General features: G+C 59.3%; 18 protein-coding genes. 12 read left to right on the top strand and 6 right to left on the bottom strand.

Going from position 1 to position 23,356, the window contains the following annotated elements:
- Window positions 1–187: 187 nt before the first annotated feature.
- The 7 genes from VF639_RS13885 to VF639_RS13855 all read left to right on the top strand — a co-directional run bounded on the left by VF639_RS13885 (window position 188) and on the right by VF639_RS13855 (window position 9,995).
- Window positions 188–1,489 carry an inositol-3-phosphate synthase gene (locus tag VF639_RS13885; protein WP_331146516.1) on the top strand — a complete coding sequence of 434 codons (1,302 nt, stop codon included), beginning with the start codon at window positions 188–190 and terminating at the stop codon, window positions 1,487–1,489.
- A 3-nt stretch (window positions 1,490–1,492) separates the two neighbouring features.
- Entirely contained in the window at window positions 1,493–2,509 is a 1,017-nt protein-coding gene (locus tag VF639_RS13880; protein ID WP_331146515.1) for a hypothetical protein, read from the top strand.
- 73 nt (window positions 2,510–2,582) lie between these two features.
- A complete protein-coding gene (locus VF639_RS13875) occupies window positions 2,583–3,677 on the top strand; it encodes a Gfo/Idh/MocA family protein (RefSeq protein ID WP_331146514.1) in 1,095 nt (364 codons plus the stop codon).
- 292 nt (window positions 3,678–3,969) lie between these two features.
- Window positions 3,970–4,809 carry an MBL fold metallo-hydrolase gene (locus VF639_RS13870; protein ID WP_331146513.1) on the top strand — a complete coding sequence of 280 codons (840 nt, stop codon included), beginning with the start codon at window positions 3,970–3,972 and terminating at the stop codon, window positions 4,807–4,809.
- Window positions 4,806–6,269 (top strand): YcaO-like family protein, encoded by a 1,464-nt coding sequence (locus tag VF639_RS13865; RefSeq protein WP_331146512.1) that lies wholly within the window; start codon window positions 4,806–4,808, stop codon window positions 6,267–6,269. Before VF639_RS13870 ends, VF639_RS13865 begins: the two co-directional genes overlap by 4 nt.
- Window positions 6,270–6,739: 470 nt before the next feature.
- The gene (locus VF639_RS13860; RefSeq protein ID WP_331146511.1) at window positions 6,740–7,594 is read left to right on the top strand and encodes a sugar phosphate isomerase/epimerase family protein; all 855 of its coding nucleotides are present in this window, start codon (window positions 6,740–6,742) and stop codon (window positions 7,592–7,594) included.
- Between the two features lie 397 nt (window positions 7,595–7,991).
- Entirely contained in the window at window positions 7,992–9,995 is a 2,004-nt protein-coding gene (locus VF639_RS13855; RefSeq protein ID WP_331146510.1) for a YfbK domain-containing protein, read from the top strand.
- A gap of 217 nt (window positions 9,996–10,212) precedes the next feature.
- Here the strand turns inward: VF639_RS13855 and VF639_RS13850 are convergent, their stop codons facing one another.
- The 3 genes from VF639_RS13850 to VF639_RS13840 are packed head-to-tail and all read right to left on the bottom strand — an operon-like array spanning window position 10,213 to window position 13,234.
- On the bottom strand, window positions 10,213–10,974 hold the full coding sequence (locus VF639_RS13850; protein WP_331146509.1) for a LytR/AlgR family response regulator transcription factor: 762 nt from the start codon (window positions 10,972–10,974) through the stop codon (window positions 10,213–10,215).
- 59 nt (window positions 10,975–11,033) lie between these two features.
- Window positions 11,034–12,113 carry a histidine kinase gene (locus tag VF639_RS13845; protein ID WP_331146508.1) on the bottom strand — a complete coding sequence of 360 codons (1,080 nt, stop codon included), beginning with the start codon at window positions 12,111–12,113 and terminating at the stop codon, window positions 11,034–11,036.
- On the bottom strand, window positions 12,104–13,234 hold the full coding sequence (locus VF639_RS13840) for a sensor histidine kinase (protein ID WP_331146507.1): 1,131 nt from the start codon (window positions 13,232–13,234) through the stop codon (window positions 12,104–12,106). The genes VF639_RS13845 and VF639_RS13840 overlap by 10 nt, the downstream gene beginning before the upstream one ends.
- 327 nt (window positions 13,235–13,561) lie before the next feature.
- On the opposite strand from VF639_RS13840, the gene VF639_RS13835 reads away from it, so the two are divergent.
- On the top strand, window positions 13,562–16,012 hold the full coding sequence (locus VF639_RS13835; protein ID WP_331146506.1) for an outer membrane beta-barrel protein: 2,451 nt from the start codon (window positions 13,562–13,564) through the stop codon (window positions 16,010–16,012).
- Between the two features lie 348 nt (window positions 16,013–16,360).
- Here the strand turns inward: VF639_RS13835 and VF639_RS13830 are convergent, their stop codons facing one another.
- From VF639_RS13830 to VF639_RS13820, 3 genes are all read right to left on the bottom strand, one after another.
- A complete protein-coding gene (locus tag VF639_RS13830) occupies window positions 16,361–17,143 on the bottom strand; it encodes a porin family protein (protein ID WP_331146505.1) in 783 nt (260 codons plus the stop codon).
- Between the two features lie 449 nt (window positions 17,144–17,592).
- Window positions 17,593–18,534: a hypothetical protein gene (locus VF639_RS13825; RefSeq protein WP_331146504.1), complete on the bottom strand. Its 942-nt coding sequence runs from the start codon at window positions 18,532–18,534 to the stop codon at window positions 17,593–17,595.
- Between the two features lie 161 nt (window positions 18,535–18,695).
- Window positions 18,696–18,938, bottom strand: coding sequence for a hypothetical protein (locus tag VF639_RS13820; RefSeq protein WP_331146503.1), 243 nt, complete (start codon window positions 18,936–18,938; stop codon window positions 18,696–18,698).
- Between the two features lie 112 nt (window positions 18,939–19,050).
- On the opposite strand from VF639_RS13820, the gene VF639_RS13815 reads away from it, so the two are divergent.
- From VF639_RS13815 to VF639_RS13800, 4 genes are all read left to right on the top strand, one after another.
- Complete coding sequence (locus VF639_RS13815; RefSeq protein WP_331146502.1) at window positions 19,051–19,881, top strand: prephenate dehydratase; 831 nt, start codon at window positions 19,051–19,053, stop codon at window positions 19,879–19,881.
- 110 nt (window positions 19,882–19,991) lie between these two features.
- Window positions 19,992–21,170, top strand: coding sequence for a pyridoxal phosphate-dependent aminotransferase (locus VF639_RS13810; RefSeq protein ID WP_331146501.1), 1,179 nt, complete (start codon window positions 19,992–19,994; stop codon window positions 21,168–21,170).
- A 128-nt stretch (window positions 21,171–21,298) separates the two neighbouring features.
- Window positions 21,299–22,147, top strand: a complete 849-nt coding sequence (locus VF639_RS13805; RefSeq protein ID WP_331146500.1) for a prephenate dehydrogenase — start codon at window positions 21,299–21,301, stop codon at window positions 22,145–22,147.
- A 66-nt stretch (window positions 22,148–22,213) separates the two neighbouring features.
- Window positions 22,214–23,293: a chorismate mutase gene (locus VF639_RS13800; RefSeq protein WP_331146499.1), complete on the top strand. Its 1,080-nt coding sequence runs from the start codon at window positions 22,214–22,216 to the stop codon at window positions 23,291–23,293.
- Window positions 23,294–23,356: the final 63 nt, after the last annotated feature.

The raw sequence follows: 23,356 nt of genomic DNA, 5'->3' as shown, positions 1-23,356 counted from the left end.
GTGAGGAAAGCTCATCAATAAGCGCGATGATAGGCCTTCAACACTGTTGAGCTTGTAAATTATTTACTAATAAAATTAGGGCGTGATTGTAGGATAGCCAGAACATTTGTAATCATCACCTGTTCCGAATTCCCAACCCGTTAAGCGGGAGGCTGCGCTTTTCACAATTTATTCCCCTTTATTTTATATGGTCTCTTCTACCACACTTTTCAACCAAAATTCCCAACGGCCTCACCCCTCCGAGGTGCCAACGCGACTCGGCGTAGCCATTGTGGGGCTAGGCGGCGCGGTGGCTACTACAGCCATTGCGGGCGTAGCCCTTCTGCGCGCCGAAGCCATGGACACCACCGGTTTGCCCCTGGCTGATTTACCAGCCGAGCTTACTTCCCAGTTAGCCCGTTACCAGAACCTGGTGTTCGGCGGATGGGACCTTAGCTCCGCTGACTTAGCTACTGCCGCCCGTCACCATCGCGTGCTGGAACCAGAGCAGCTGGCGGCGGCCGAAGTAGAGCTAAGCGCTATTCAGCCGTGGCCCGCCGTGGGCAACGTGCGCTACTGCCGCAACGTGACCGGCACCCACCTAGTAGCAGCTTGCGATTCGGCGGCGGCCGTGGAGGCCATCCGCGCTGATTTGCGCCGCTTCCGCCAAGAACAGGAGTTAGATGATGTGGTGGTGATTCACCTGGCTTCCACCGAAGCCGCCCCCGACCTGAGCGCCGCTATTTTTGCTACGCCGGCCGCATTCGAAGCGGCTGTTGCCGCCAACGACGAGCGGATTCCGCCGGCCATGCTGTATGCCTACGCGGCCATTCTAGAAAAAGCGCCCTACGCCAACTTCACGCCCTCGGCCGCGGCCGACGCGCCGGCCCTGCACCAACTAGCCCGCGAGCGGAGCGTGCCCGTAACAGGCAAAGACGGCAAAACCGGCCAAACCTTTATGAAGACCGTGCTGGCTCCCGCTTTCAAGGCTCGCAACCTGGTAGTCGATGGGTGGTTTTCCACCAATATTCTAGGCAACCGCGACGGCGAGGCCTTAGCCAGTCCTGAATCGTTGGCTTCTAAAATCACCACTAAGGGGTCAGTGCTCGACGACATCCTTGGCTATCAGGTGGGCAGCCACTTGGTGCATATTCATTATTACAAGCCCCGCGGCGATAACAAGGAAGCGTGGGATAATATTGATTTAGTGGGCTTTATGGGTCAGAAGATGCAGGTTAAAGTCAATTTCCTGTGCCGCGACTCTATTCTAGCCGCTCCTTTGGTGCTAGAGCTGGCTCGCCTGCTGAACTTGGCTAATCGGCGGCAAGAAGGAGGCGTGATTGAGGCGCTCGGCGTATTCTTTAAGTCACCTATGGTGTCGGAGTATGGCCGGCAGCCGGAACACGCCTTCGAGAAGCAGCAACTTGCGCTGCTGGCCTGGCTGGCAGAAACAACAGCAACCCGGGCGGCCGTAACCTCGGATTCGGTGGTAGCACAGAACGAGGCGTAAGCGTTGGCAACGGTACTCGAAACGGCCAGCGTGGTTCCGGGTGGAACTACGCTGGCCGACTTACCCCGCTTGCTGCCATTGCTGCGCGAGCTCAACGACCTTAAGCGCGTAAAGGTGGCGGGGGTAGAGGGCTCGATGGCGGAGCAGTTATTTGCCAGAAGTTGGCAGGCGTTGGTGGCGGGTGAAGACGCCACTACCATCGCCTTGCGCGAAACGGCGCGGGCGCTGGTGGCCGTGCGCTTGCCGGGCTACACCGTGCCTTTGCTTACTAGCTTGGGAATGAGTGCGGAAGAGGCCGAAGCAACCTTGCAACAAGCCTTACTGAGTGCCGGCGTCCCGCTCGCACCTGCACTGTTAGCGGAACTGCAAGCGGCTTTGGTGATGGAAGCGTTAGACGGTCCGACGGAAACGCTACTACCCGCTGCACCGGCCTTTGTGGCTCAATTGGCCGCTCAACCCCGGGCCGGAGCCACGCACCCGGGTCGGCCGCGCATCATGCTGATACCCACCGAAAGCCATGCCGACCACTGTGCTTTGGTGGCCGTGTACGCGGTGCTGCTGAGTCCTATATTCAGCGCCAAACCGGGGGAAGCTTTCCTCACGGCCCTGGCGCACCACCTGCACAACGCCACCCTGCCCGACCCCGGTTTCGCCGGCGACGAGCTGCTCGGTCACCGTTTGCCGACCCTCATGCACCAAGCCACTGCCCTAACCCTAACGCAGTTACCTCCATCAGTGCGTCATTCCACCGAGGCCGCCTTGCTCCGCACCCGCACCCTCGACAGCCCCGCCGCCGAAGCCTTCCACGCCGCCGACGTATTCGACCGAACCTTGGAAATGGCCTGGCATGACCAAAGCGCTCGGTTCCGTTTGCACCAAGCCCTCGACGACCTGAATATTGTGCACGCGGGCTTCACGCAAACCTTTCATCAGCAGGTGCTTGGCGCCGCAGGACTGTTGCCAGAAGTCTTCTCTCCGGGAGCGGGAATCGTCTCCCATTCTAGCGGCCTGAAAAGCTAATAGCCAACAACCAGCGGCTTTACTGTAGATACAAGGTGAGGCTCCCTGCCCAAACAATCAAATCACTTTATTCTTGCAAAATTTAGATGCTACTGCGAAGGTGAATTGGGGAATAGTAGGCTGCGGCTGGGTGGCCCGCGACTACGTGGCACCTGCTATACAAGCCTCTGCCAACGGGCGGCTGGTGGCGCTTTGCGACCTCAACGAGCGAGCCTTGGCCGAATTCATAGCCCATGACAGCCAGCTTTATCGCACGGCGGAACTGGCTGATTTTGTGCGTACGCCCGGCTTGCAGGCCGTGTACGTGGCTACTCCCAACGCTAGCCACGCCCGCGTAGCTGCGGTGCTGGCGGCGGCAGGTTTGCCGGTGCTCTGCGAAAAGCCACTGGCTCGCACCGCAACCGAAGCCGCCGACATGCTGGCCGCTGCCGAAACGCACGGTACCCTATTGGCGACTGCCTTCGATCAGCGCTTTCACCCGGCCCATCAGCGCCTGCGCGAACTCATACAAGCCGGTACGCTAGGTCGCATCACCTGTCTGCGCCTGCACTACGCCTGCTGGACCCCCGCCGACTGGGCTCCCGACACCGACCACGGCACCTACCGCAACTGGCGCATCGACGCCCACGAAGCCGGCGGCGGCGCCATGATCGACTTGGCCCCCCACGGCCTCGATCTGGCGCAGGTGCTGCTCGGCGAAGCCCTGACGGAGGTAGCCGCCCTCACCCAACAGCGCATTCACGACTATCCGGTGGATGATGGTGCTGTGTTGATAGCCCGTACCGCCAGCGGCGTTTTGGTTTCGCACACGGTGGCCTACAACTGTCCGGATGCCTATCCGCGCCGGACGCTGGAAGTTATCGGCGACAAAGGCCGGGCGCTGGCTTTGAACACTATGGGCCAAACGCCCGGCGGTTCCCTCACGCTCACCCGCCCCGACGGTACCACCGAGGAAGTTTCCTTCGACCAGGAGGCGTCACCTTTTCAGCGGCAGGTGGAAGCCTTTGCCGAGGCCGTGCGCACCAACACGCCCTTCCCGTTCCTACCGGCTCTCGACCTGCACACCATGCAACTGCTCGATGCGGCTGCCCGCCCCACTGCGCACCGCCTCACGCCACCTCAGGACCTGTATGCAGCAAGGCCTATTCCGCAACTACAGCAATTTTAAGCTGGTGAAATGCCTGTAGAGACGCAATACTTTGCGTCTCGGCGTTGAACGATTGGCCTAGTTGCATAGCGTCGGAGACTGTAGCACGAAGCGTTTGCTGCGCACTTCGTTGCTGACGGCCGCACCACATGCAAACCGTTCAACGACACGCGAAGCGCCGGCTTCGCGCTACAGCCCAGTAAACAACATCAGCAACGCCGAGACACGAACCGAAGGTCGGCGCAGCCAAGTGTCGCGTCTCTACAACCGATCTGTAGAACCAAGAAGGTTATCATCAGCTTATCCTTACTAAATGCCTCTGAGTCATTACGTATGCACGAACTGCGGCTTCTGGCAGCGGTATTTCCAGGGTGGCCCGCCCGCCTGCCCGGTGTGCCTTGACTACCGGCACCCGTTGCCGCCCGAGGGGTGGGAGTTTCAGACTTCGGCGCAGGTGGCCGCCAACGTTTCGGTGCACTGGCAGGAGGTAATGCCCGGTATCTGGCAATTCTGGAACGAGCCGCAGCTCGGCATCGGGCCACGGGGCTACGTGGTGGTTGAGCCCGCGCATGGCAACATCGCCTTCGAAGGAGCCGGCTTCTACAACCAAGCGGCGCTGGATTTCATTGCCAGCTTGGGCGGGGTGCGTTACCTGTCGGCTTCGCACTGCCATGTATATGGTGGGCTGTGGCAGCTGGTCGAAGTTTTTCGGCCTGAGGTAGTTATGCAGCAGGAGGAGTTGAATTTCACGCAAGCCTTCCAGGTTAGCTGGCCCTTCGATGATCAGGCTGAACTACATGCTGGTGCGGTGCTTTACCACACCGGCGGCCACACGCCCGGCCATACCGTGCTGCATCTGCCTGCCCGCCAGCTGCTGTTCTGTGGTGATGCTCTCAAATTTCAACTCGACGATGCCGGCCAGGCCGTGGCCATTAGCACCCACCGCGCCTACGCCGCCCACATTCCCCTCTCGCACGCCGACGTGCGCCGCTACCAAACCGTGCTGGAACCGCTGGATTTCGACGGCGTACTGACCCCATGGGAGCCGGTGCCGCACGGGGGGAAAAGCGCCGCCCGGCAGCTTTTCGCCGCGCAGCTAGCCGGCCGGCCATTCGCCGATTTCCTACCTCTTTCGCCTTCCTCTCTCCTATGACTACGCTCCTCGCCGACCCCGCCCCGGTGGCTTTGTACAAGAGTGCTTTGCCGTCGGCTCCCGTTTACGAAATTCCACTTACCAGCCTCGACTATTTGAACGTGCCCGTTTGGAGCCTGGCGCAGTGGCTGCCGGGCGGCATGAGCACCGGTACCGGCTACGGCCCCACCGACGACCAGGCGCGCATAGGGGCGTACGGCGAAATCACCGAAGAAACCTTCGTGAACCTGTACCTGACGCAGATGCCGCGCCGCCGGGCCTCCTATCGTCAACTGCAAGCCGAAGGAGTGCCCTGCCTCGACCCCCTGCGCGACCGGTTGCCGGTAGGCACCACCTACACGCCCGACACCGAATTGGTTTGGACCCAAGCCCGAACGTATCCCACCCAAGACGTGCTGTGGGTGCCCATTGAAACGGCGGCCACCTGGCCCGGCGACTGGCACGGGCAGGAGCAGCACGACTGGCTCTATACTCCCATTACCAACGGCATGGGCGCCGGCGATTCGCTGGAACGGGCCCTCTCACACGGCCTACTGGAGCTATTGCAGCGCAACGGCAATGCCATCAGCTACCGTGCCCTCGACCAAGGCGTGCGCATCGAGCTCGACGAAGTGCAGAACCTGGAAACCCGCGCTCTGCTGCAACGCTACGACGAGGCCGGCCTGGAAATCCAAGTGAAGCTAGCTTCCACCGACTTCGGGATTACCAGTCTTTATGTGGTGGGTTACGAACGAGACCTGAGCCGGGTGCCGCACCCGCTTATGCTCACCGGCTGCGGAGAAGCCGCACACCCCGACCGGGAAGTGGCCCTGGCCAAAGCGTTGCTGGAATTCGCCTCTAGCCGCGTGCGGAAACGCTTCGAGCACGGCGACATGGCTTGGCTGGCAGAAGTAGCGCCCGGCTACCTGGCGCAAGTGCAGCAAGACCCGCCAGTACTGACCAACCAGGAGCCGCGGGCGGCCGAGGCCATGCGCCAGTGGCTGAATTTGAGTGCTTCAGAGTTGTTTGCCAGAGTGCAAAATCCGGTGTTCAGCGTGACGCGCACCGTGAAGTTCTCTACCCTACCCACGGTACCCTTCAACTCGCTAGCCACGCCGGCCGACCTGTTGCGGGTGGTGCAGGAGCGCTTGGCGGCAGCCGGCCTCAGCGTATACTACGTGGAGTTCACCGACCCCCACGGTCCGGTCCGCACCCTGAAAGCCGTGGTACCCGAGCTAGAAGTCGAAACCATGACTTACGACCGAATTGGGCGCCGAAACCTAGAGAAACTGCTGGCCCGCCACAGTCCGCTAGTCGGCCTCGGCGACCCGCCGCCGGGTGCTTTCCGGGTGCCCTTGCCCGCCACCGATGAAGCCGCCATCGGCGGCCCGGCTTGGTTCAACCCCCAACTAGCCCGCGAAACCGTCGGGGAACTGTACGCGCTGTACCGCGAGCCAGAGCGCCACGTGTATTATTTCTAATGAGGAAATGAAGAGTGAGCCATTCGGCCGTCATGCAGAGGCTTAGTTGAAGCATCGCGCGTGCTGGCGTCGCCAAACTAACTGTCATGCTGAGCGGAGCCGGAGGCGCAGTCGAAGCATCTCGCGTGCTGACATTGCAATGGTAACTGTCATGCTGACGAAGGAAGCATCTGACTCAAATCATTACCCTGCCATTGAGGTTACCACCCGAGCGAGATGCTTCGGCTTCGTTGCACTGCGCTCAGCATGACAGTTAGTTTGGCAACGTCACCACGCGCGATGCTTCGGGCTTTGGCTTATGCTACATGCCTCGGCAGGACAGTTAACGGACTTTATAAACTGTTTCGAAGAATGAGTGATGAAGAATCACTTCTAATAGCAAATAACCGATGGATCGTAGAGTAGAAGTGAGAGCGGGCAATGAAGGATTGGAAAAGAAAAGCGAGGAGCCAGCAAATACTAGTTCCTCATTGAAGTTCGCCTATAACACCAATGGCGCCGCCAACCACCGCCTCGATGATGCCTTGATCCTCATTGCCGAGGCCGGTTACGACGGCGTGGCCCTTACCCTCGACCATCACCACCACGACCCCTACGCGCCCGATTTCAGTGGCCGGACAGCGGCGCTGGCCTCTCGTCTGCGCGAGCTAGGCTTGGGGCTCGTCCTGGAAACGGGGGCCCGTTACCTGCTCGACTATCGGCAGAAACACGAGCCCACGCTGTTGTCGCCTTCTGCTCCGGGCCGGGCCAAACGGGTTGATTTTCTGACGCGTTGCCTCGACATCTGCGCTACTTGCCAGGGCGAAACCGTATCGTTCTGGGCCGGTGTGCCGCAGCCTGGCGTGGCTTCAACGCAAGCGTGGGATTGGCTGCTCGAAGGTTTGCACCAAGTGGTAGCCGCGGCCCAAGAGCGAGGCGTAGTTGCCTCCCTGGAACCCGAGCCCGGTATGCTGGTCGAAACCGTGGACGACTATCTGCGCCTGCGCCAAGAGCTGCCCGATCTGAAATTAGCCCTCGACACCGGTCACCTGCTGGTGACCGGCGAGCGAGACCCGGCCGCCGCCGTAGCGGAGTTTGCTCCCCACCTAGGAACCGTGGCTGTTGAAGATATGCGCCGCGGCATCCATGAGCACTTGCCCTTCGGCGAAGGCGATATGAATGTGCCCGCCGTGTTGGCCGCCTTGCAGCAGGTAAAATTCCAGGGCTTGGTGTGCGTGGAGCTGTCTCGCGAATCGCACCGCGCCCACCTCATGATTCCGCAGGCACTAGCCTATCTGCGCCAGATAGAGGCGGGGTTGCTGGCTGATGAACCGCGAAGAAGCTAGTTTTCTGTCATGCTTCATCTGGCGTCCGCGCAGCCGAAGTCGAAGCATCTCGCTGGTGTGGTAGAATCAATGATGATGAAACGATGCGAGCGAGATGCTTCGACTTCAGCTGCGCCTGCGCGGACGCCAGATGAAGCATGACAGATAATGTGTGGCAACGCCAGCACGCGAGATGTTTAGTTTTCGCCTCAGTCTCTGGCTTGAGGCGCCACCTGCGGACGCCAGATCGAGCAGGACGTTCGAGAAGAGTGGTGTGAAATCCTAAGCAGCTTCAAGTACTGCGCCGTATTCTGCTAGAGAAATAATAGCGCGTAATGAAAGTATTTACGCTACCCCGTATGGAATATTACGCGGGGTAGCATCAGACAGGTATCCTCTTCACCAAAACCTGTCTGTTATGAAGAATTTTCTGCTTCTGCCGCTGCTAGCTGCCGCTAGTGGTCTTGTTTGGGGCGCCTCATTCCCAACCAAACCAGCCGAGCCGGCGGCCCTGCTTACTTCGCCCCGGTCAATTGATACGCTTGCGGTGCGAGGGCGCATCACCGATGCCGCTAGTGGCAAAGGGCTACCGGGGGTGAGGGTGCAGGTGAAAGGTACGCGCGTTGGCGTTTCCACCAACTCCGATGGCACTTATGCACTGACTTTGCCGGCCGGCCGGCGGGTGCTCGTTTTCAGCTCTTTAGGCTACTTGATACAGGAGCGCAAGGTCACAAAAGAAAAGCGGGTAGTGAATGTGGCCTTGCGAGTTGACAGCAGAGCCCTGAACGAAGTAGTGGTAGTTGATGCTGCGTCTGATTACGAGCAAGCTGCTCCGTCCGGAGTTGTAGACGGCGTGCCAATCACGCAAGACCAGAAAGTTAAAGCAGCAACACCATCGGCAGCATCGGCAGCGGGAATACGCATCCGCGGTGCGAGTGCGCTGCCAGGCCGGCCCTACTTCCCCGTGGCGCCGCGCCCCGAACCCGGTGCGGGCGAATCGTATGCCCACGTCAAGGAAGACCGATTTCATAGCACGCAGAAAGACCCGCTCAGCACCTTCAGCATCGACGTAGACGCGGCCAGCTACAGCAACGTGCGCCGCTTCCTCAACCAGGGCCAGCTCCCGCCGCCCGATGCCGTGCGCATCGAAGAGATGCTCAACTATTTCCATTACGACTATCCGCAGCCCACCGGCCCCGAGCCGTTTTCCGTGACCACTGAGCTGGCCGCTTGCCCCTGGAACCCGGCGCATCAGCTGGTGCACGTGGGCTTGCAGGGCAAACAAGTAAACGCCGATAAGCTGCCGCCTGCCAACCTCGTGTTCCTAGTGGATGTTTCGGGCTCAATGGAAGGCGACGACCGGCTGCCGCTGGTGCAGGCCGGCTTACGGCTGCTGGTGAAGGAGTTGCGGCCTCAGGACAAAGTAGCCTTGGTGGTGTACGCCGGGGCCGCCGGACTGGTGCTGCCACCCACCGCTGGCAACAAACGCGGCGAGATTCTACGAGCCATCGATAACCTGCAGGCGGGTGGCTCCACGGCCGGCGGGGCCGGCCTCCGGCTGGCCTATCAGGTGGCCCGCGAGAATTTCCGCAAGGACGGCAACAACCGGGTGGTGCTGGCTACTGATGGCGACTTCAACGTGGGCGAGCAAAGCGACGATGCCATGGAGCACCTAGTAGAGCAGGAGCGGGAGTCGGGCGTATTCCTGACCGTGCTCGGCGTGGGCCAGGGCAATTATCAAGACAAGAAAATGGAGCTGCTGGCCGATAAAGGCAACGGCAACTACGCTTACCTCGACAACCTCGACGAGGCCCGACGGGTGCTGGTGCGGCAGTTCGGCGGCACGCTCTTCACGCTGGCCAAAGACGTGAAGCTGCAAGTGGAATTTAATCCTGCCCGGGTGCGCGAGTACCGCCTCATTGGCTACGAAAACCGCACCCTGGCCGCCGAAGACTTCAACAACGACCGCAAAGACGCCGGCGAAATGGGTGCCGGCCACACCGTCACGGCCCTCTACGAAGTGGTGCCCGTGGGTGCCCCTGCTGCCATCGACCCACTGAAGTATCAGCCCAATGTGGCTGCCGATAAATCCGCTTCGGCTTCCGCCGACGTATTGACAGTAAAGCTGCGTTATAAGGAGCCGCAGGGCAACACCAGCAAGCTATTTGAGCGCACCTTGCGCGGGCCAGCAGCGCCGCTGGAACGAGCTTCTGAAAACTTACGTTTCGCTACTGCTGTAACTCAGTTTGGAATGCTGTTGCGCGAGTCAAGTTACAGGGGCACTGCTACTTTCGAGAGCACCGCCAAGCTGGCGAATGCGGCACGAGGGAAAGATGCAGAAGGCTACCGCGCCGAGTTGGTACGTTTAGTTGAAATTGCAGACGGGTTGCAACCAAATATAAACGGCTACGGCTCCCGCTAAAGAGAAACAAACAAGATATTGGGTCAGGCTGGGACTTTCACTCACCTATTGCGACGGGAGTTCCGGCTGGTTGCAGACTACCGGATGTACATTACCCGTTACCCAGCCTGACCTTTGGTAGTGTGAAAAGGCCTCATCAGCTCTTGGTGAGGCCTTTCTGCTGCAACACGATGCAGCGTTTCACGCATCGTTGGACGATAGTTGTGCGACCCCGCTGCTACCGCCTTACCAGGTGCTCGTGCAGCACGCGCAACACCGCCTCCCGGAACTGTACACCTACCGGAATTTGCACCTTAGACTTCAGTTCCAGCATGTTGCCTTGCAGGGTTTCGATGCCGTCGTTGCGCACGATGTAGGACTTGTGCACGCGCGTGAACTGCGCGGCGGGTAGGGTTTCCTCCAGTTTCTTCATGGTTAGGTAGGCTACCAAGCGACGCTCCGCGGTGAATATCTTCACGTAGTCTTTCATGGCTTCGATGTAGCGGATAGCGGGTAGCGCCACTTTTACCAGGTTGCCATTTTCCTTTATCATGATGAAGTCGTCGGCTGCGGGCGTTGGCTTGGCTTCAGGAGGAGCAGAGGCGGGCGCAGTGGCGGGCGCGGCTTTCAGCTGCCGCAGGGCCAGGCGGTCTTTCACTTTCTCGATGGCCCGCCAAAAACGGTCGAAGGCGGCGGGTTTGAGTAGGTAGTCCACCACGTCGAGTTCGAAGCCGGCCAAAGCGTATTGCTCGTAGGCGGTAGTCAAAACTACCAGGGGGCGGTGGGGCAAGGCCTTGAGGAAGTCGAGGCCGGAAATTTGCGGCATTTCGATGTCACAGAAAATCAGGTCCACTTCGTGCTGCCGCAGAAACTCGTAGGCTTCCAGCGCGTTGGCGCATTCCCCTGCTACCTGCAGAAAGGGTAGCCGCTCGGCGTAGGTGCGCAGTACTTGGCGGGCAATGGGTTCGTCGTCAAGCAGTAAGCAGCGAATCAAGGACATAAGTAGAAAATAAGTTGGGTCCCCACCCCTCCAGAACGTAATGGCGTTGGGGTGCCCTACTAGCTAACGGCTGCTAGCGCAGCAGCCTGTAATGGTAGTTCGAGTTGGAGCGAAAAGGTGTTGCCTTGCTGTGTATACCGTAACTGGTGCGCAGCTTCAGTATGATGCGCTAAATGCCTTTGTATCAAACTGAATTCAGGAGAGACAAGTAAGTCTGGCAGCACATCGGCACTTAGGTGCAAGGAAAGCTGATGGTTGCGCACCCGTACTTCTATCTCGCTGTAGGTGGCGGCCAAAGGCAGGAACTGCTCGGTCAGGGGTAGCAGGACGCCCGCCAGGATGTGCGCGTTCTGGCTGTTTTCGACGGTGAGGCGCAGCGTTACGTCCACCTTGTCCTGCAAGCGCAACTCTTGCAGCTGCATATAGTCGAGGTAGGCATCTAGCTCGCGCTGTAGCGGTACGTAGGTGCCACGGTTTTCGTAAAGCGTGTGCCGCAGGAGCTGCGCCAGCTTTAGCGTGACTTCGGCGGCAGTGGCCTCTTGCTGCTGGTTGAGCAGGTGGGCGACTTGGGTTAGTGTTTGCTGGAAAAACTCTGGATTCAGACGGCTTCGAACGGATTGCAGCTCCCACGTCAGCTGCTGCTGTTGGGCGGCGGCCAGGCGTCGGTTTTCCAGAACTGTATCGCGCAGCAGAAACAACCCGATGGGCAGGCACACCATCGAGAAGTAGAGAAAAGAACTGACCGTGACCAGGTAATGCAGGTTCTTCAGGAAGAAAAACGGCCCGTTGCCAGCCATAAAGAAATTCCACCGCCGGTAAGCCGCCGACAACACGGGCGCGTAGGGTTGCACGGCCTGGCTGGCGTAGTAGTACACCACGTGTTGCAGCACCAGCGTCACCAGTCCAAACAGCAGCACCCGGTTAATAGGCATGTCCAAGGGTTCGGTGAACAGCCACCGGAAACTATATACTGCGCCCATGCAAAAAAGCGTTTCAGGCACAGCCAGCATAAACTTCACCGGCAACCAGAACGAGAGCGGGTCTTCGTTGAGAGTGAAGTGGACGGTGAAATAAAAGGCCACCCAAAACAGAGTTTCGCCAACCCAACCCACTGCGCGGGGCAAATACCTTAAAGACATCGGGCGCTGGCTATGGTAGGAGAACTGAAGCTAGAAACGACTTGGCGCGGCGCAGCGCGTAGCGGAAGCTGCAACGTAGCAACGAAGGTGGTAGGGGTGGCGTGCAGCACCAGGGGCGACGGGCCGGGGTAGAGCAAGTGTAGCCGCTCCCGCATGGTAGTCAAGCCAAGGCCTCCCGGCTGCGAAACGGTTGGGACAGGTGTGGCCAGTTGGCTGTTGGCTACTCGTAGCTCGATGGCACTGACTGTTACGCGCGCTTCCACCCGCACCCACGCCGCCCCAAGGGCTTGGCTGAGGCCGTGTTTGAAGGCGTTTTCAACCAGCGGCAGCAAGAGCAGCGGCGGCAGTGCCACGGCGTCGGGCCCCAAGTCCCAATGGCTTTCAATAGTAGCCTGCTGGCCATAGCGCAGCCGGGCCAACGCCAGAAAGTCCTCGATGAAGTTGATTTCCTCGCGCAGCGTTACCCATTCGCGCCCGGCTAGCTCGTCGGTGTAACGCATGAGGGCCGCCAACTGGTGGGTGATGGTGCGGGCGCGCGGGTCGGCCTGCAAAACCAAGCCGTAGAGGTTGTTGAGGGTATTGAAGAGGAAGTGCGGGCTAACCTGACTCAGCAGTACCTCGAGCTGTAAGCGGCGGGTAAGCTGCTCGGTGCGGTGCCGACTGATTTGCCGCTCGTAGAGCATCTTGGCAACCTTGACCACGCCCGGCCCTACTATATTACCAAGTAGCCCGTTGAAGGCTGCGTAAAAAAAGTACCGCCCCGACTGAAAAATAGTAAGTACCCCTACCTTATCGAAGGTGGTAACGAAGGCATAGTCGGTGTCCGGGTTGTTAAGCTTTTCCAGCCAATACATTACCTCGCCGCTGCCTAGTATCAAACCTAGCAGCACCACGGCCACCAACACGTAGCGCCGCCGGAACCACAGCCGTGGCACCACCCAATAGAACAACAGGTAAAACGCCGCCAAAGAGTAACCCCATTCTAGTAGGCGTGAACCGAGGGTCAAAGGCGTGTCGGGGTTTTCGGTGAATAGCCACAGCAGCGCCCAAAACAGCCCGTGCCCGGCTACGCGTAGGGCCGGCTGGCGGTTATAGAGTTCAATGAGTTGGCGGATGGTCACGGGACGGAGCTTAGAGCCTATCCTATGAGAGTCTGTCATTCCGACGCAGGAGGAATCTGAGTGAAGCCGTTCAACAACTTTAGCCAGATTCCTCCTGCGTCGGAATGACAGACTCTCATAGGATAGCTGCTTGGTATGCCCGAAGGAACAACCCGCGGGCCAGGAAGCCTACGGCTAAGGTCGAGAATTTGGGGGCGTTGGTCGAAAACAAGGAGCGGGATTAGCAACTGGCAGGGCTTGGTCGAGAAGCGAGAAGTGCTTGACGAACAGAGTTTAGGGAGCTGCCCGCCGTTTCCATCTTGGGGCCTCTAATCTGATTCGCTCGTTATGGCTCGCCTCTATTCTCTGCTTCTGCCGCTGTTGCTGCTGCCCCATCTGCTGCGGGCCCAAACTGGCCGCCTGACTGGCCTTCTCCACGACGAGCACCAGCAAGCCATGCCTTTCGCCAACGTATTGCTGCTCAGTACCACCGACTCGGTTTTGCTGGCGAACACAACCACCGATACGCTCGGACGGTTTGCGCTGCAAAACTTGCCTTTGCGGCCCTACGCATTGCTGATTTCGGTGGTCGGCTATCAGAAAATCAGAAAATCCCTCACGCTTTCAACCACGCAGCCGGTGGTAGCCTTGGCACCTATGATGCTGTTGCAGAGCAAGAACACGCTGAAGGAAGTGGTAGTGGAAGGGCGGCCGCCGCTGATGCAGGTGGAGGGCGACAAGCTGATTATGAACGTGGCGGCCAGTGCCACCCACGCCGGACTCAATGGCCTGGAGGTACTTGCCAAAGTGCCCGGCGTCTTGGTTGACCGCAACACCGAGCAAGTAACGCTCCGCAACCAAGCGCCGCTGATTATGCTCGACGGCCGACCTACGCACCTTACGCCCGAGCAACTTGCGCAGCAACTCAAAGCCATGCGCAGCGACGAAATAGCCACCATCGAAGTCATCCAAAATCCCTCGGCGCGCTACGAAGCGGCGGGTACGGGCGGTATCCTGAATATCCGCACTAAAAAGGCGCAGCAGTACGGCGCCCTGTACACTGTGCAGGCAGGCGGCGCCTACGGCTACTTCCGGGGCTTCGGCAGCACCCCACGGCACAACGAAAGCTTCACCTTCAGCCGGCGAAGCCAGCGGGTCAGTGTCTATGTATCAACTGCCAATAACTACGTGCAGACCATAGGCGAGCAGCGCCGCACCCAAACCTTGCTCGACGAAACCGGCCAGGCCACCGAGCAGCGTACCAACTTGGGGCGCAGCCGCGGCCAACTCGAAACGCAACAGCTCACCGCCAACACCGAATGGTACCTAACCCCACGCTCAACCCTGAGCGTGCAAGCCCAACACACCTGGAGCCACGACCAGTACAACCAGCAGCTCACGCAGCACCTCCTGCGCCCCACCGACAGCACCGGCCTCGACACCGACTACACCCGCGTCAGCCGCCAACGCTACCTCACAGTCGGGGGCCAATTTGAGCACCGCTTCGATACGCTCGGGCGGCAACTAACCGTGGCCCTGGATGGCGCGCGGGTCAGCAACACCTTGCGCTCCGCGTTTGCCTACCGCGCCTACCCGCTGGCGGCCCCTGCCGAAGCAGTGTTAACCACCAACCAAATCAACAACCCCTACCTGAACCCGATTTACACCGGCAAGCTGGACTACGTGCACCCGGCGCCGCACGGGCAGCGGTGGGAGCTAGGCGCGCAAGTCAGCCTAACCAACAACCGCAACACCTTCGGCAGCGACTTTGTGGGCGGACAGTTGCGGAAAAACTATTTCCGTTTCCGCGAAATCATTAGTGCCGCCTACGCCCAATGGAGCGGTAACTGGCACACGTACAAGCTGCAAGCTGGTTTGCGAGCCGAGCAAACCTCTGCCACTGGCTACAACCAGCAGGCGCAGGCTGTGGTGCGGCGTAGCTACCTCAATGCCTTTCCGTCCGCTTCGGTTGCCCGCTCGCTTGGTGCGCATCAGCAGCTTACCCTGGCCTACAGCCGCCGCATCGACCGGCCAAACTACCAGCAGTTTAGCCCGTTTCAGCGCTTTACCAGCCGGCTAGAGTATTTCCAGGGCAATCCGCAGCTGCGCCCCTACATCACCAACAGCTTCTCGTTGCGCCACGTCTGGAAAGATGCCATCGTCACCACCTTCTCCTACAACCAAGCGGCCGTGCTTTTCTCGGCCTTCTACACCCTCGATGCCACTACCATCCCCGGCGAAACGCTACTGCAGACCACCTTCGTGAACACCCGTCCGCGCCGGGTGGCCTGGTATAACCTCAACGGCACCGTGCCACTCGACCCCGCCCGCTGGCTGCACCTGGACATCAGCTATTGGTATACCCGCCAAGTGTACCAAAACCAGGTCGTAACCAACTACATTGCTTTCGATACCAACGCCTTCGGGGGCGAGGTGGCTGCCAGCTTCACGCTACCGAAAGAGGTAGTGCTGGAAGTTGCCGCCGACGCCAACTCTGGTTACAATATGGGCGCCTTCGAGCGTAGCCGCCCGGCCACGCAAGTGAATTTCGGGGTGCGCAAAACCTTTGCTCAAAAGCGCGGCACGCTCAAGCTCAACCTCAGCGACCCGTTCGATTTGTATCGCTACAACGTCCGCATCAACTCGCCGGAATTGCAGGCCTTCAACCAAAGCCGCGGAACCAACCGCCTGCTCCGCTTACAGCTCACCTACAACTTCGGCAACAACCAAGCTCGGACCAGTAGCCGCACCCCTAACAGCCAGGAAAACACCAGCCGCTCCGGCAGTGGGGCCAATTAGACTAGGTTTTGTAGCGCGGAACAGATTTCCTGTGGCTTCCGCGCTACAAAAACAACAGACGCCGGTACCGAAAACACACTGCGTCGTGCGTCTTCGGGTACCGGCGCCTGTTCTGTCAGCTACTTGAAGATCAACGGGCAGCCAACTACTAGCTAACTCAAGTTGCGAAGTGGCCGCGTAGCGGCTTCAGGTTTGTAGTTGTAGACCCGTAAGTCGGTATGCGCCGCGTAGCGGTGCCAGACTAGTGGGCGTTTCTGGCACCGCTACGCGGCGCTTCACCACGTAAGGCGCTAGTTTCTACAAACCTGAAGCCGCTACGCGGCTACCTCGCATCTTGAGTTAGCTAACTTAAAACGAGTAGTTCACCGACGCTTTAATCACTCTGTTATAAGAGTCGAAGCGGTTATTTTTATCTAACGACGAGAGGCCGTAGTCGTAGCCGGCGCTGATGCCGAGGCCGCTGGTAGAATGGTAGCCGATGCCACCTACTACACCGAAGTCGACAGGGCGGAACTGGTCTTTGATGTCGAAGTCTTGCTTGTAGGCCGAGAAGCCGAGGGCACTGGCTTCTACGCGGGCTTTGTTGCTGACGAGGAAGGAGGCTTGTGGGCCGGCGAATAGGTAGAAACCGGGCGTGATGTAGGCTTTGGCCAGCACCGGCACATCAATATAAGCCATGCGGGAGGTAGCCGTTACGCGGGCATTCACAAAGTCGAGCAACTCAAACGGGACGGTGCCGACCAGCTTAGTGCCTTTCTCGGAGTAGCTGATGCCGGGCTCAATGGCGAAGCTCGGGCCTAGTGGCAGCGTGGCGTAAAACCCTACGTGGAAGCCGGGTTTCATTTCCTTGGTAACGGCGCCGCTGGAAAAGTCAGCTACGTCCAGCACGCTCCGCACCGCGTCGCCCGACCAGTCGGACACGTTTACGCCGGCCCTAATGCCGAACTGCGGGCCAAGGGCGGAGCTAGTTGATTTGGGGGAGTATACCGAGCGGGCCTGCGCTTTGCCAGTGTACTTGCCAGTGTAAGCCGGTACGCGGTGGGGTTGAATCTGAGCCTGCGCGGAGAGGGGGAAGGCGGAAAATAAAAGGGTAGCCGCGGCCAGGCGGCCGAAAAGTCGCTTCGTATTCATAGTCAGGAAAGGAAAGATTGTGAACCGGATTGCGTTGCGCGTTGCAGAAAAGCCGGTGTTGTGATATGCAATTACAAAACCGTGCCAATTCCGTGATGCCAAGGTCAGGGTCTTTAACCGAACCGGGTCTGAGCCTTTAGTATCCTGAATATGAAAAGTAACCTCGTCGGATGAAAGCAGGCTGTAGTGGTTATGAATAGCCAAAAAAAGAGCCGCAATAACTTGCGGCTCTTTTTCACTCTAGTAAGGTAGAAGGCCAAGCTGCTTGGGAAGATACCCACCCATCATACCTGGTATAGCGGCTGCTTGCCGAAGTATTTCGCAAGGGTGGTAAACTCAACCAAGCACGCGAGATGCTTCGGCAAGCTTAGTATGACGGACTGAGAAGTTTAACAGAACTCCTAGACTGATTCAAGTATATAGAAAGGGCCTGCCTCTTCGTGGCGGAGCTACTGCTTCTTCACGGTCTTTTCCGTACTGGCTTTGGCGTTGCGCGGGGTAGCAGCGGCGAGGCGCCGTTCTATGTCTTCCACCATATAAAGGGCGTCGCTCTTCATCTGCGGGTCGTCGTTGAAGTAGCGAGCCGCCGCACGGGCTTCTTCGCCGGCCTTTGCCAGCTGCTTGAGTTCGTTGTAGCTGTAAGCCAAGTGGAAATGAGTCCACGCATAATTGGGGCGCAGCTTGATGGCCCGTTTGAAGGGCGCAACGCTCTGGGCAAACCGATTCCGCAGCATGTTCACGTAACCGAGCGCATAATAAGACGTGAAGTCGCCAAGGCCGTGGTCATTGGCCGTGCTGTAGTTGCTCGCTACCAGCGACATCAGCGTTTTGGGCGGCTTCTCGGCTTCAGCGCAATCGCACTGCAGCACTTGGTAGTAATAGTCGCCCAGGGCCCGGCTTATTTTGTAGTTGGTGGGGTACTGCTTTTTCAAGCTCAGCAGCGTACGCTCTATCGGGAAGTTGTAGGGTATGGCGGCGCGGCTGTAGCGGACCCGCAAAGAATCAAGCCGTTCGAGGGGCTCTAAGTCGCGAAACCCAAACGCCTCGTACTCGCGGCTGCGCAGGTTGTAGTTGATTGCCAACTCCATTTTCTTAAGCACCACAGCCGGCCGGCGGTGCTTGGGGTCGAAGCGGTTGAGAACTTTGTAGGCCGACTCGTATTTTCGGTCTAGCATCAGCCGCGATGCTTTTTCCAGCACCTCTGCTTCAGCCGTTGCCTTGGTTTGGGTAGTAGGAGCTTTGGTTGGCGCGGTGGTCGATTTTGTTTTGGCGGCAGTGGATTTAGCTGCCGCCGCCGACTTGGGTGGGGCGGCGTCAGGAGGAGTTTGGGCGGCGGCTGCCTGCGCCAAACTCAGGGGCAGAAGCAAGAAAAAGAGGAAACGATGTTGCATAGGTGGTAGGGTAGTAGTAAGGTATACGAAACTCGGGGCGGTACCAGTTGACAAAATGAAGAAGGTAAATCATTGATTTTCTGAAAATCTTTCTTCACCTTGCCACCGTTAAGCTACTTCTCCATGTCACAGAAACGCTACTTTTTTGGCTTTTATTACTTCTACGCCTCCGCGTAGTCGAGTAGCCGCCGTGTAGCCTTTTCAACTGAAAACTCCAGCGCCTCTCGACCCCGAGAGGCGCTTTTTTTACGCCTATTCTCTTCATGCGCCACTTCGCCGCCCTTTTTACCTTCTTCTATTACCCGTTCTTTTACTCGAAGAACCAGGCCCGTTTTTGCCGCTGCTGACCTACCGCTCCGCACCACCGCAAACTCAGGGCCCCGCACACCGGAGCCCTTTTTCATGCCCTCAGTGCAGTGCCGAGTAGTTGATATCAAGTAATCAGACGCCTCACGACCAGTTTTCAAGCCACCTCAGTACCTGTTACCGCCTCACCTGTCACTTCATCACCTCCTAATGTCTTCTTCCGCCATTGCTATTCAGGGGTACGCGGGCAGCTTTCACGAGCTAGCGGCCCGCCACTATTTCGGTCCTAACCCTGCTATTGCGCCCTGCGCCACTTTTGGGGAAGTGGTATGGCAAGTAACCAGCGGTGCGGCCGAAGTGGGACTGATGGCTATTGAAAACTCCATTGCTGGCAGCATCCTGCCCAACTACAGCTTGTTGCAGCGCTCGGCCGTGCAGATAACCGGCGAAATTTACCTGCGCATCCGGCAGCATCTGTTGGCCTTGCCGGGGCAAGAGCTAGCCGATATTCGGGAAGTGCACTCGCACCCCGTGGCGCTGCTGCAGTGCGCCGATTTTCTGGCCCTGCACCCCTGGCAGCTCGTGGAAACCGTAGATACCGCCCTCAGTGCCCGGCACTTGCGCGAGCACAGCCAGATTGGTATTGCGGCCGTGGCCGGGGAAGCGGCCGCCCGCCTCTACGGCCTGGAAGTGCTGGCCCCTGACATTCACGCCGACCCAGAAAACTACACTCGCTTTCTGGTGCTGGAACGCCAAGACCCCGAGCGGTCCATCAATACGGCCAACAAAGCTTCCCTCTATTTCCACACCGACCACCAGCGCGGTAGCCTGGCCCGCGTGCTTACCTGCATAGCCGGCCACGGCTTCAACCTCTCCAAGCTCCAGTCATGCCCCCGGCCAGGACGCACCTGGCAGTACTACTTCCACGCCGATGTCGAGTTCGACGAAGCCGCCCAGCTGCCGGAACTGCTGCAAGAACTGACCTTGATAACCGACGAACTGCAAGTGCTCGGCGCCTACCAGCGCGGCGAATACTACTGACTGGTTTTTGGTTGTTTGTTTTTGGTTTTTGGCCTCTTACGGTTGATTGCCAGCAAGTAGGAAGAGAAAACAGGCAGCCAAAAACCAAAAACATTCAACCAAAAACCAACATGCACGTCTCAACTGCTCAGCGTCTAGCGAATACCGGGGAATACTACTTCTCGCAGAAGCTGCGCGAAATTGCGGCCCTCAACCAAGCCGGCGCCGACATCATCAACCTCGGCATCGGCAGCCCCGATTTACCGCCGCATCCGAGCGTGACGGCCGCTCTGACGGCGTCGGCGGCGCTGCCAACCACCCACGGCTACCAGAGCTACCAGGGCATCCCGGCCCTGCGCGCCGCCGTGGCCGAGTGGTACGCCCGCGCTTACGGCGTGGCCCTCGACCCGGCCACCGAAGTGCTGCCGCTGCTCGGCTCGAAGGAAGGCTTGATGCACATCGGCATGACGTTCCTGGAAGCCGGCGACGTGGTGCTGATTCCCAACCCTGGCTACCCCACTTACCGCGCCGTAGCGGAAATCTGCGGGGCCGAAATTCGCGAGTACCATCTCACCGAAGCCGCCGGCTGGCTCCCCGACCTCGACGCCCTGGCTGAGTCAGATTTGACCGGCGTGAAGATGATGCTGGTCAACTACCCGCACATGCCCACCGGCACCCGCGCCGACGCGGCGTTTCTGGTCCGGTTGGTGGCCTTTGCGCAGCAGCACCAGATTATGCTGATTCACGACAACCCGTACAGCTTCATTCTCAATGATGCGCCCATGAGCTTGCTGGCGGTGCCGGGGGCGCGGGAAGTGGCCCTGGAGTTGAACTCGCTCAGCAAGTCGCACAACATGGCTGGCTGGCGCGTGGGTTTGCTGGCCGGCCGTGCCGACTGGCTGCGGGAGGTGCTGCGCTTCAAGAGCAACATGGACTCGGGCATGTTTCTGCCGGTGCAGCAGGCGGCCGTAGCGGCGCTGGCGCTAGGCCCGGAGTGGTTTGCGGAGCTAAACGCCGTGTACCGCGCCCGTCGCGCCGTGGTGTTCGAGCTGCTGCACACCCTCGGCTGCCAGCCCGACCCCGCGCAAACCGGCCTGTTCGTGTGGGCCGCCGTGCCACCCACCTACGCCGACGGGTACGCCCTCAGCGACGAGCTGCTCCGAGAAGCCCGCGTGTTCCTAACGCCCGGCGGCATCTTCGGCAGCAACGGCAACGGCTTTATCCGGGTGAGTCTTTGCCAGAGCGAAGCGGTGCTGCGGAAGGCGGTGGAGCGCATTGTCTTCAGTTTAGAAAGTCGTCCCTCATGCTGAGCGAAGTCGAAGCATCTCGCGTGCTGACATTCCAAGAGTATATGCTACGCTAGTGAGATGCTTCGGCTTCGCTCAGCATGACGGACGGCTTCTTTATCTAATTCATCATAAGCATCCTCCTACAGCGTATGACCACAGTAACGGTAATTGGAATCGGGCTGATTGGGGGCTCTCTGGCGCTGAGCTTGCGGCAGCAGGGCCTGGCTACCCGCTTTATTGGCGTGGAAGCCAATCCTGAAAACGCCCGGCGGGCGTTGGAGCTCAACCTGATCGACGAAATCGAAACCGACCTGGCCGCCGCCGTAGCCGCCGCCGATTTGGTGGTAGTCGCCGTGCCCATGGACGCCATGCTCGGCGTGTTGCCGCAGGTGCTGGACGCCGCCACGGCCCGCCAAGTGGTGGTAGATGTGGGTTCTACCAAGGAAAAGCTGCTGGCTGCCGTGGCCGGGCACCCGCACCGGGGGCGGTTCGTGGCCATTCACCCCATGGCGGGTACCGAGTACTCGGGGCCAGAGGCGGCCGTGCAGCACTTGTTTGCCGGCAAAACCCTGGTGGTGTGCGACGCGCACCGCAGCGACCCGGACGCGGTACAAACGGTGGAAACCTTGTTCCGGGCCTTGCCGATGCGCCTGCTCTACCTCGATGCCGCCGACCACGACCTGCACGCGGCGTACGTTTCGCACATTTCGCACATCACTTCTTTTGCCTTGGCCCTCACGGTGTTGAAGAAGGAAAAAGAAGAGCAGCGTATCTTTGATTTGGCCAGCGGCGGTTTCGAGTCGACGGTGCGCCTGGCGAAAAGCTCCCCGGCCATGTGGGTGCCCATCTTCCGCCAGAACCGCACCAACGTGCTCGACGTGCTCGACGAGCATCTGCGGCAGCTTCAGGAGCTGCGCCGCCTGCTAGTCGACGAGGACTACGAAGGGCTGCGGCAGTCCATTGAACAAGCCAACCACATTCGCAAAATTATTTCGTAGCGCGGCAGCCAGAATCCTCCGCCACACAGACACAACTTCACAACTTCGCAAATTCACCTCAATACCATGAACCAAACAGCCCTCGCGCCTAAAACTGCGAACATCCACAAGAAGGCCCTCCTGATATCGGGTCCCTGCAGCGCTGAAACCGAGCAGCAAATGCTACAATCGGCTACCGAGTTGGCTGCTACGGGCCGGGTAGATATGCTGCGCGCCGGCATCTGGAAGCCGCGCACCAAGCCAGGCATGTTCGAAGGTATCGGCACGAAGGGCCTGCCGTGGCTGCGCAAAGCCAAAGAAGTAACCGGTTTGCCGGTAGCCGTGGAAGTGGCTACGGCCAAGCACGTAGAAGATTGCCTGGCCTTTGAAGTAGATGTGCTGTGGGTGGGGGCCCGCACCACTGGCAACCCGTTTTCGGTGCAGGAAATAGCCAACGCGCTGCGCGGTGTGGATATTCCGGTACTCGTGAAAAACCCAATTCACCCCGAGCTGGAGTTGTGGGTGGGCGCCGTGGAGCGCCTGGCCAAAGCCGGCCTGAAAGACCTCGGCCTGATCCACCGCGGTTTCGCCAGCTACGGCAACACCGACTTCCGCAACGCCCCGATGTGGCACTTGCCCATCGAAATGAAGCGCCGGCTGCCCGAGCTGCCCATCATCTGCGACCCGAGCCACATCTGCGGCCGCCGCGATACGCTGGCCGCCGTGGCCCAACAGTCCATCGACCTCGATTTCGACGGCCTCATGTTGGAGTCGCACCCCGACCCGGACAATGCCTGGAGCGACGCCAAGCAGCAAGTAACGGCCGCTGCCCTCAAGGACATGCTGGAGCACCTGGTATGGCGCCACGAGCCCGACAACCAGCGCGAATTTCAGACCGCGTTGGCCGGTCTGCGCGAGCAAATCAACCAGCTCGACACCGAAATCATGCAGTTACTCGGCCGCCGTATGGGCGTGGCGCAGCAAATCGGGCAGTACAAGAAAGACAACGACATCACCATTCTGCAAACCAACCGCTACAGCGAAATTCTGGACCGCAGCCTACGCCAAGCCAATTCTTTGGGCCTCTCGCCGGAGTTTGTGCATAGCTATCTGGAAGCCGTGCACTTGGAGTCCATCAACCGGCAGAACAAGGTGATGAACTCGTAGTATTGAGGCGTAAGCGCTTCATTATTAGGTAAGAGGTCGGGAGAAGAGCAAGGCTTTTCTCTT

Origin of the sequence: Hymenobacter sp. (assembly GCF_036387835.1) — a bacterium.
Lineage (GTDB): Bacteria > Bacteroidota > Bacteroidia > Cytophagales > Hymenobacteraceae > Hymenobacter.
The sequence above is the reverse complement of the archived record's forward strand: the minus strand, read 5'-3'. Positions and strand labels throughout refer to the sequence as shown.

What these genes read in the sequence shown, in the direction of transcription:
- VF639_RS13845 (WP_331146508.1), bottom strand. Translation starts at nt 12,113, where the DNA reads ATGTCTTTAAGGTATTTGCCCCGCGCAGTGGGTTGGGTTGGCGAAACT.
- VF639_RS13870 (WP_331146513.1), top strand. Translation starts at nt 3,970, where the DNA reads ATGCCTCTGAGTCATTACGTATGCACGAACTGCGGCTTCTGGCAGCGG.
- VF639_RS13865 (WP_331146512.1), top strand. Translation starts at nt 4,806, where the DNA reads ATGACTACGCTCCTCGCCGACCCCGCCCCGGTGGCTTTGTACAAGAGT.
- VF639_RS13850 (WP_331146509.1), bottom strand. Translation starts at nt 10,974, where the DNA reads ATGTCCTTGATTCGCTGCTTACTGCTTGACGACGAACCCATTGCCCGC.
- VF639_RS13855 (WP_331146510.1), top strand. Translation starts at nt 7,992, where the DNA reads ATGAAGAATTTTCTGCTTCTGCCGCTGCTAGCTGCCGCTAGTGGTCTT.
- VF639_RS13810 (WP_331146501.1), top strand. Translation starts at nt 19,992, where the DNA reads ATGCACGTCTCAACTGCTCAGCGTCTAGCGAATACCGGGGAATACTAC.
- VF639_RS13835 (WP_331146506.1), top strand. Translation starts at nt 13,562, where the DNA reads ATGGCTCGCCTCTATTCTCTGCTTCTGCCGCTGTTGCTGCTGCCCCAT.
- VF639_RS13825 (WP_331146504.1), bottom strand. Translation starts at nt 18,534, where the DNA reads ATGCAACATCGTTTCCTCTTTTTCTTGCTTCTGCCCCTGAGTTTGGCG.
- VF639_RS13805 (WP_331146500.1), top strand. Translation starts at nt 21,299, where the DNA reads ATGACCACAGTAACGGTAATTGGAATCGGGCTGATTGGGGGCTCTCTG.
- VF639_RS13885 (WP_331146516.1), top strand. Translation starts at nt 188, where the DNA reads ATGGTCTCTTCTACCACACTTTTCAACCAAAATTCCCAACGGCCTCAC.
- VF639_RS13800 (WP_331146499.1), top strand. Translation starts at nt 22,214, where the DNA reads ATGAACCAAACAGCCCTCGCGCCTAAAACTGCGAACATCCACAAGAAG.
- VF639_RS13815 (WP_331146502.1), top strand. Translation starts at nt 19,051, where the DNA reads ATGTCTTCTTCCGCCATTGCTATTCAGGGGTACGCGGGCAGCTTTCAC.
- VF639_RS13820 (WP_331146503.1), bottom strand. Translation starts at nt 18,938, where the DNA reads ATGAAAAAGGGCTCCGGTGTGCGGGGCCCTGAGTTTGCGGTGGTGCGG.
- VF639_RS13830 (WP_331146505.1), bottom strand. Translation starts at nt 17,143, where the DNA reads ATGAATACGAAGCGACTTTTCGGCCGCCTGGCCGCGGCTACCCTTTTA.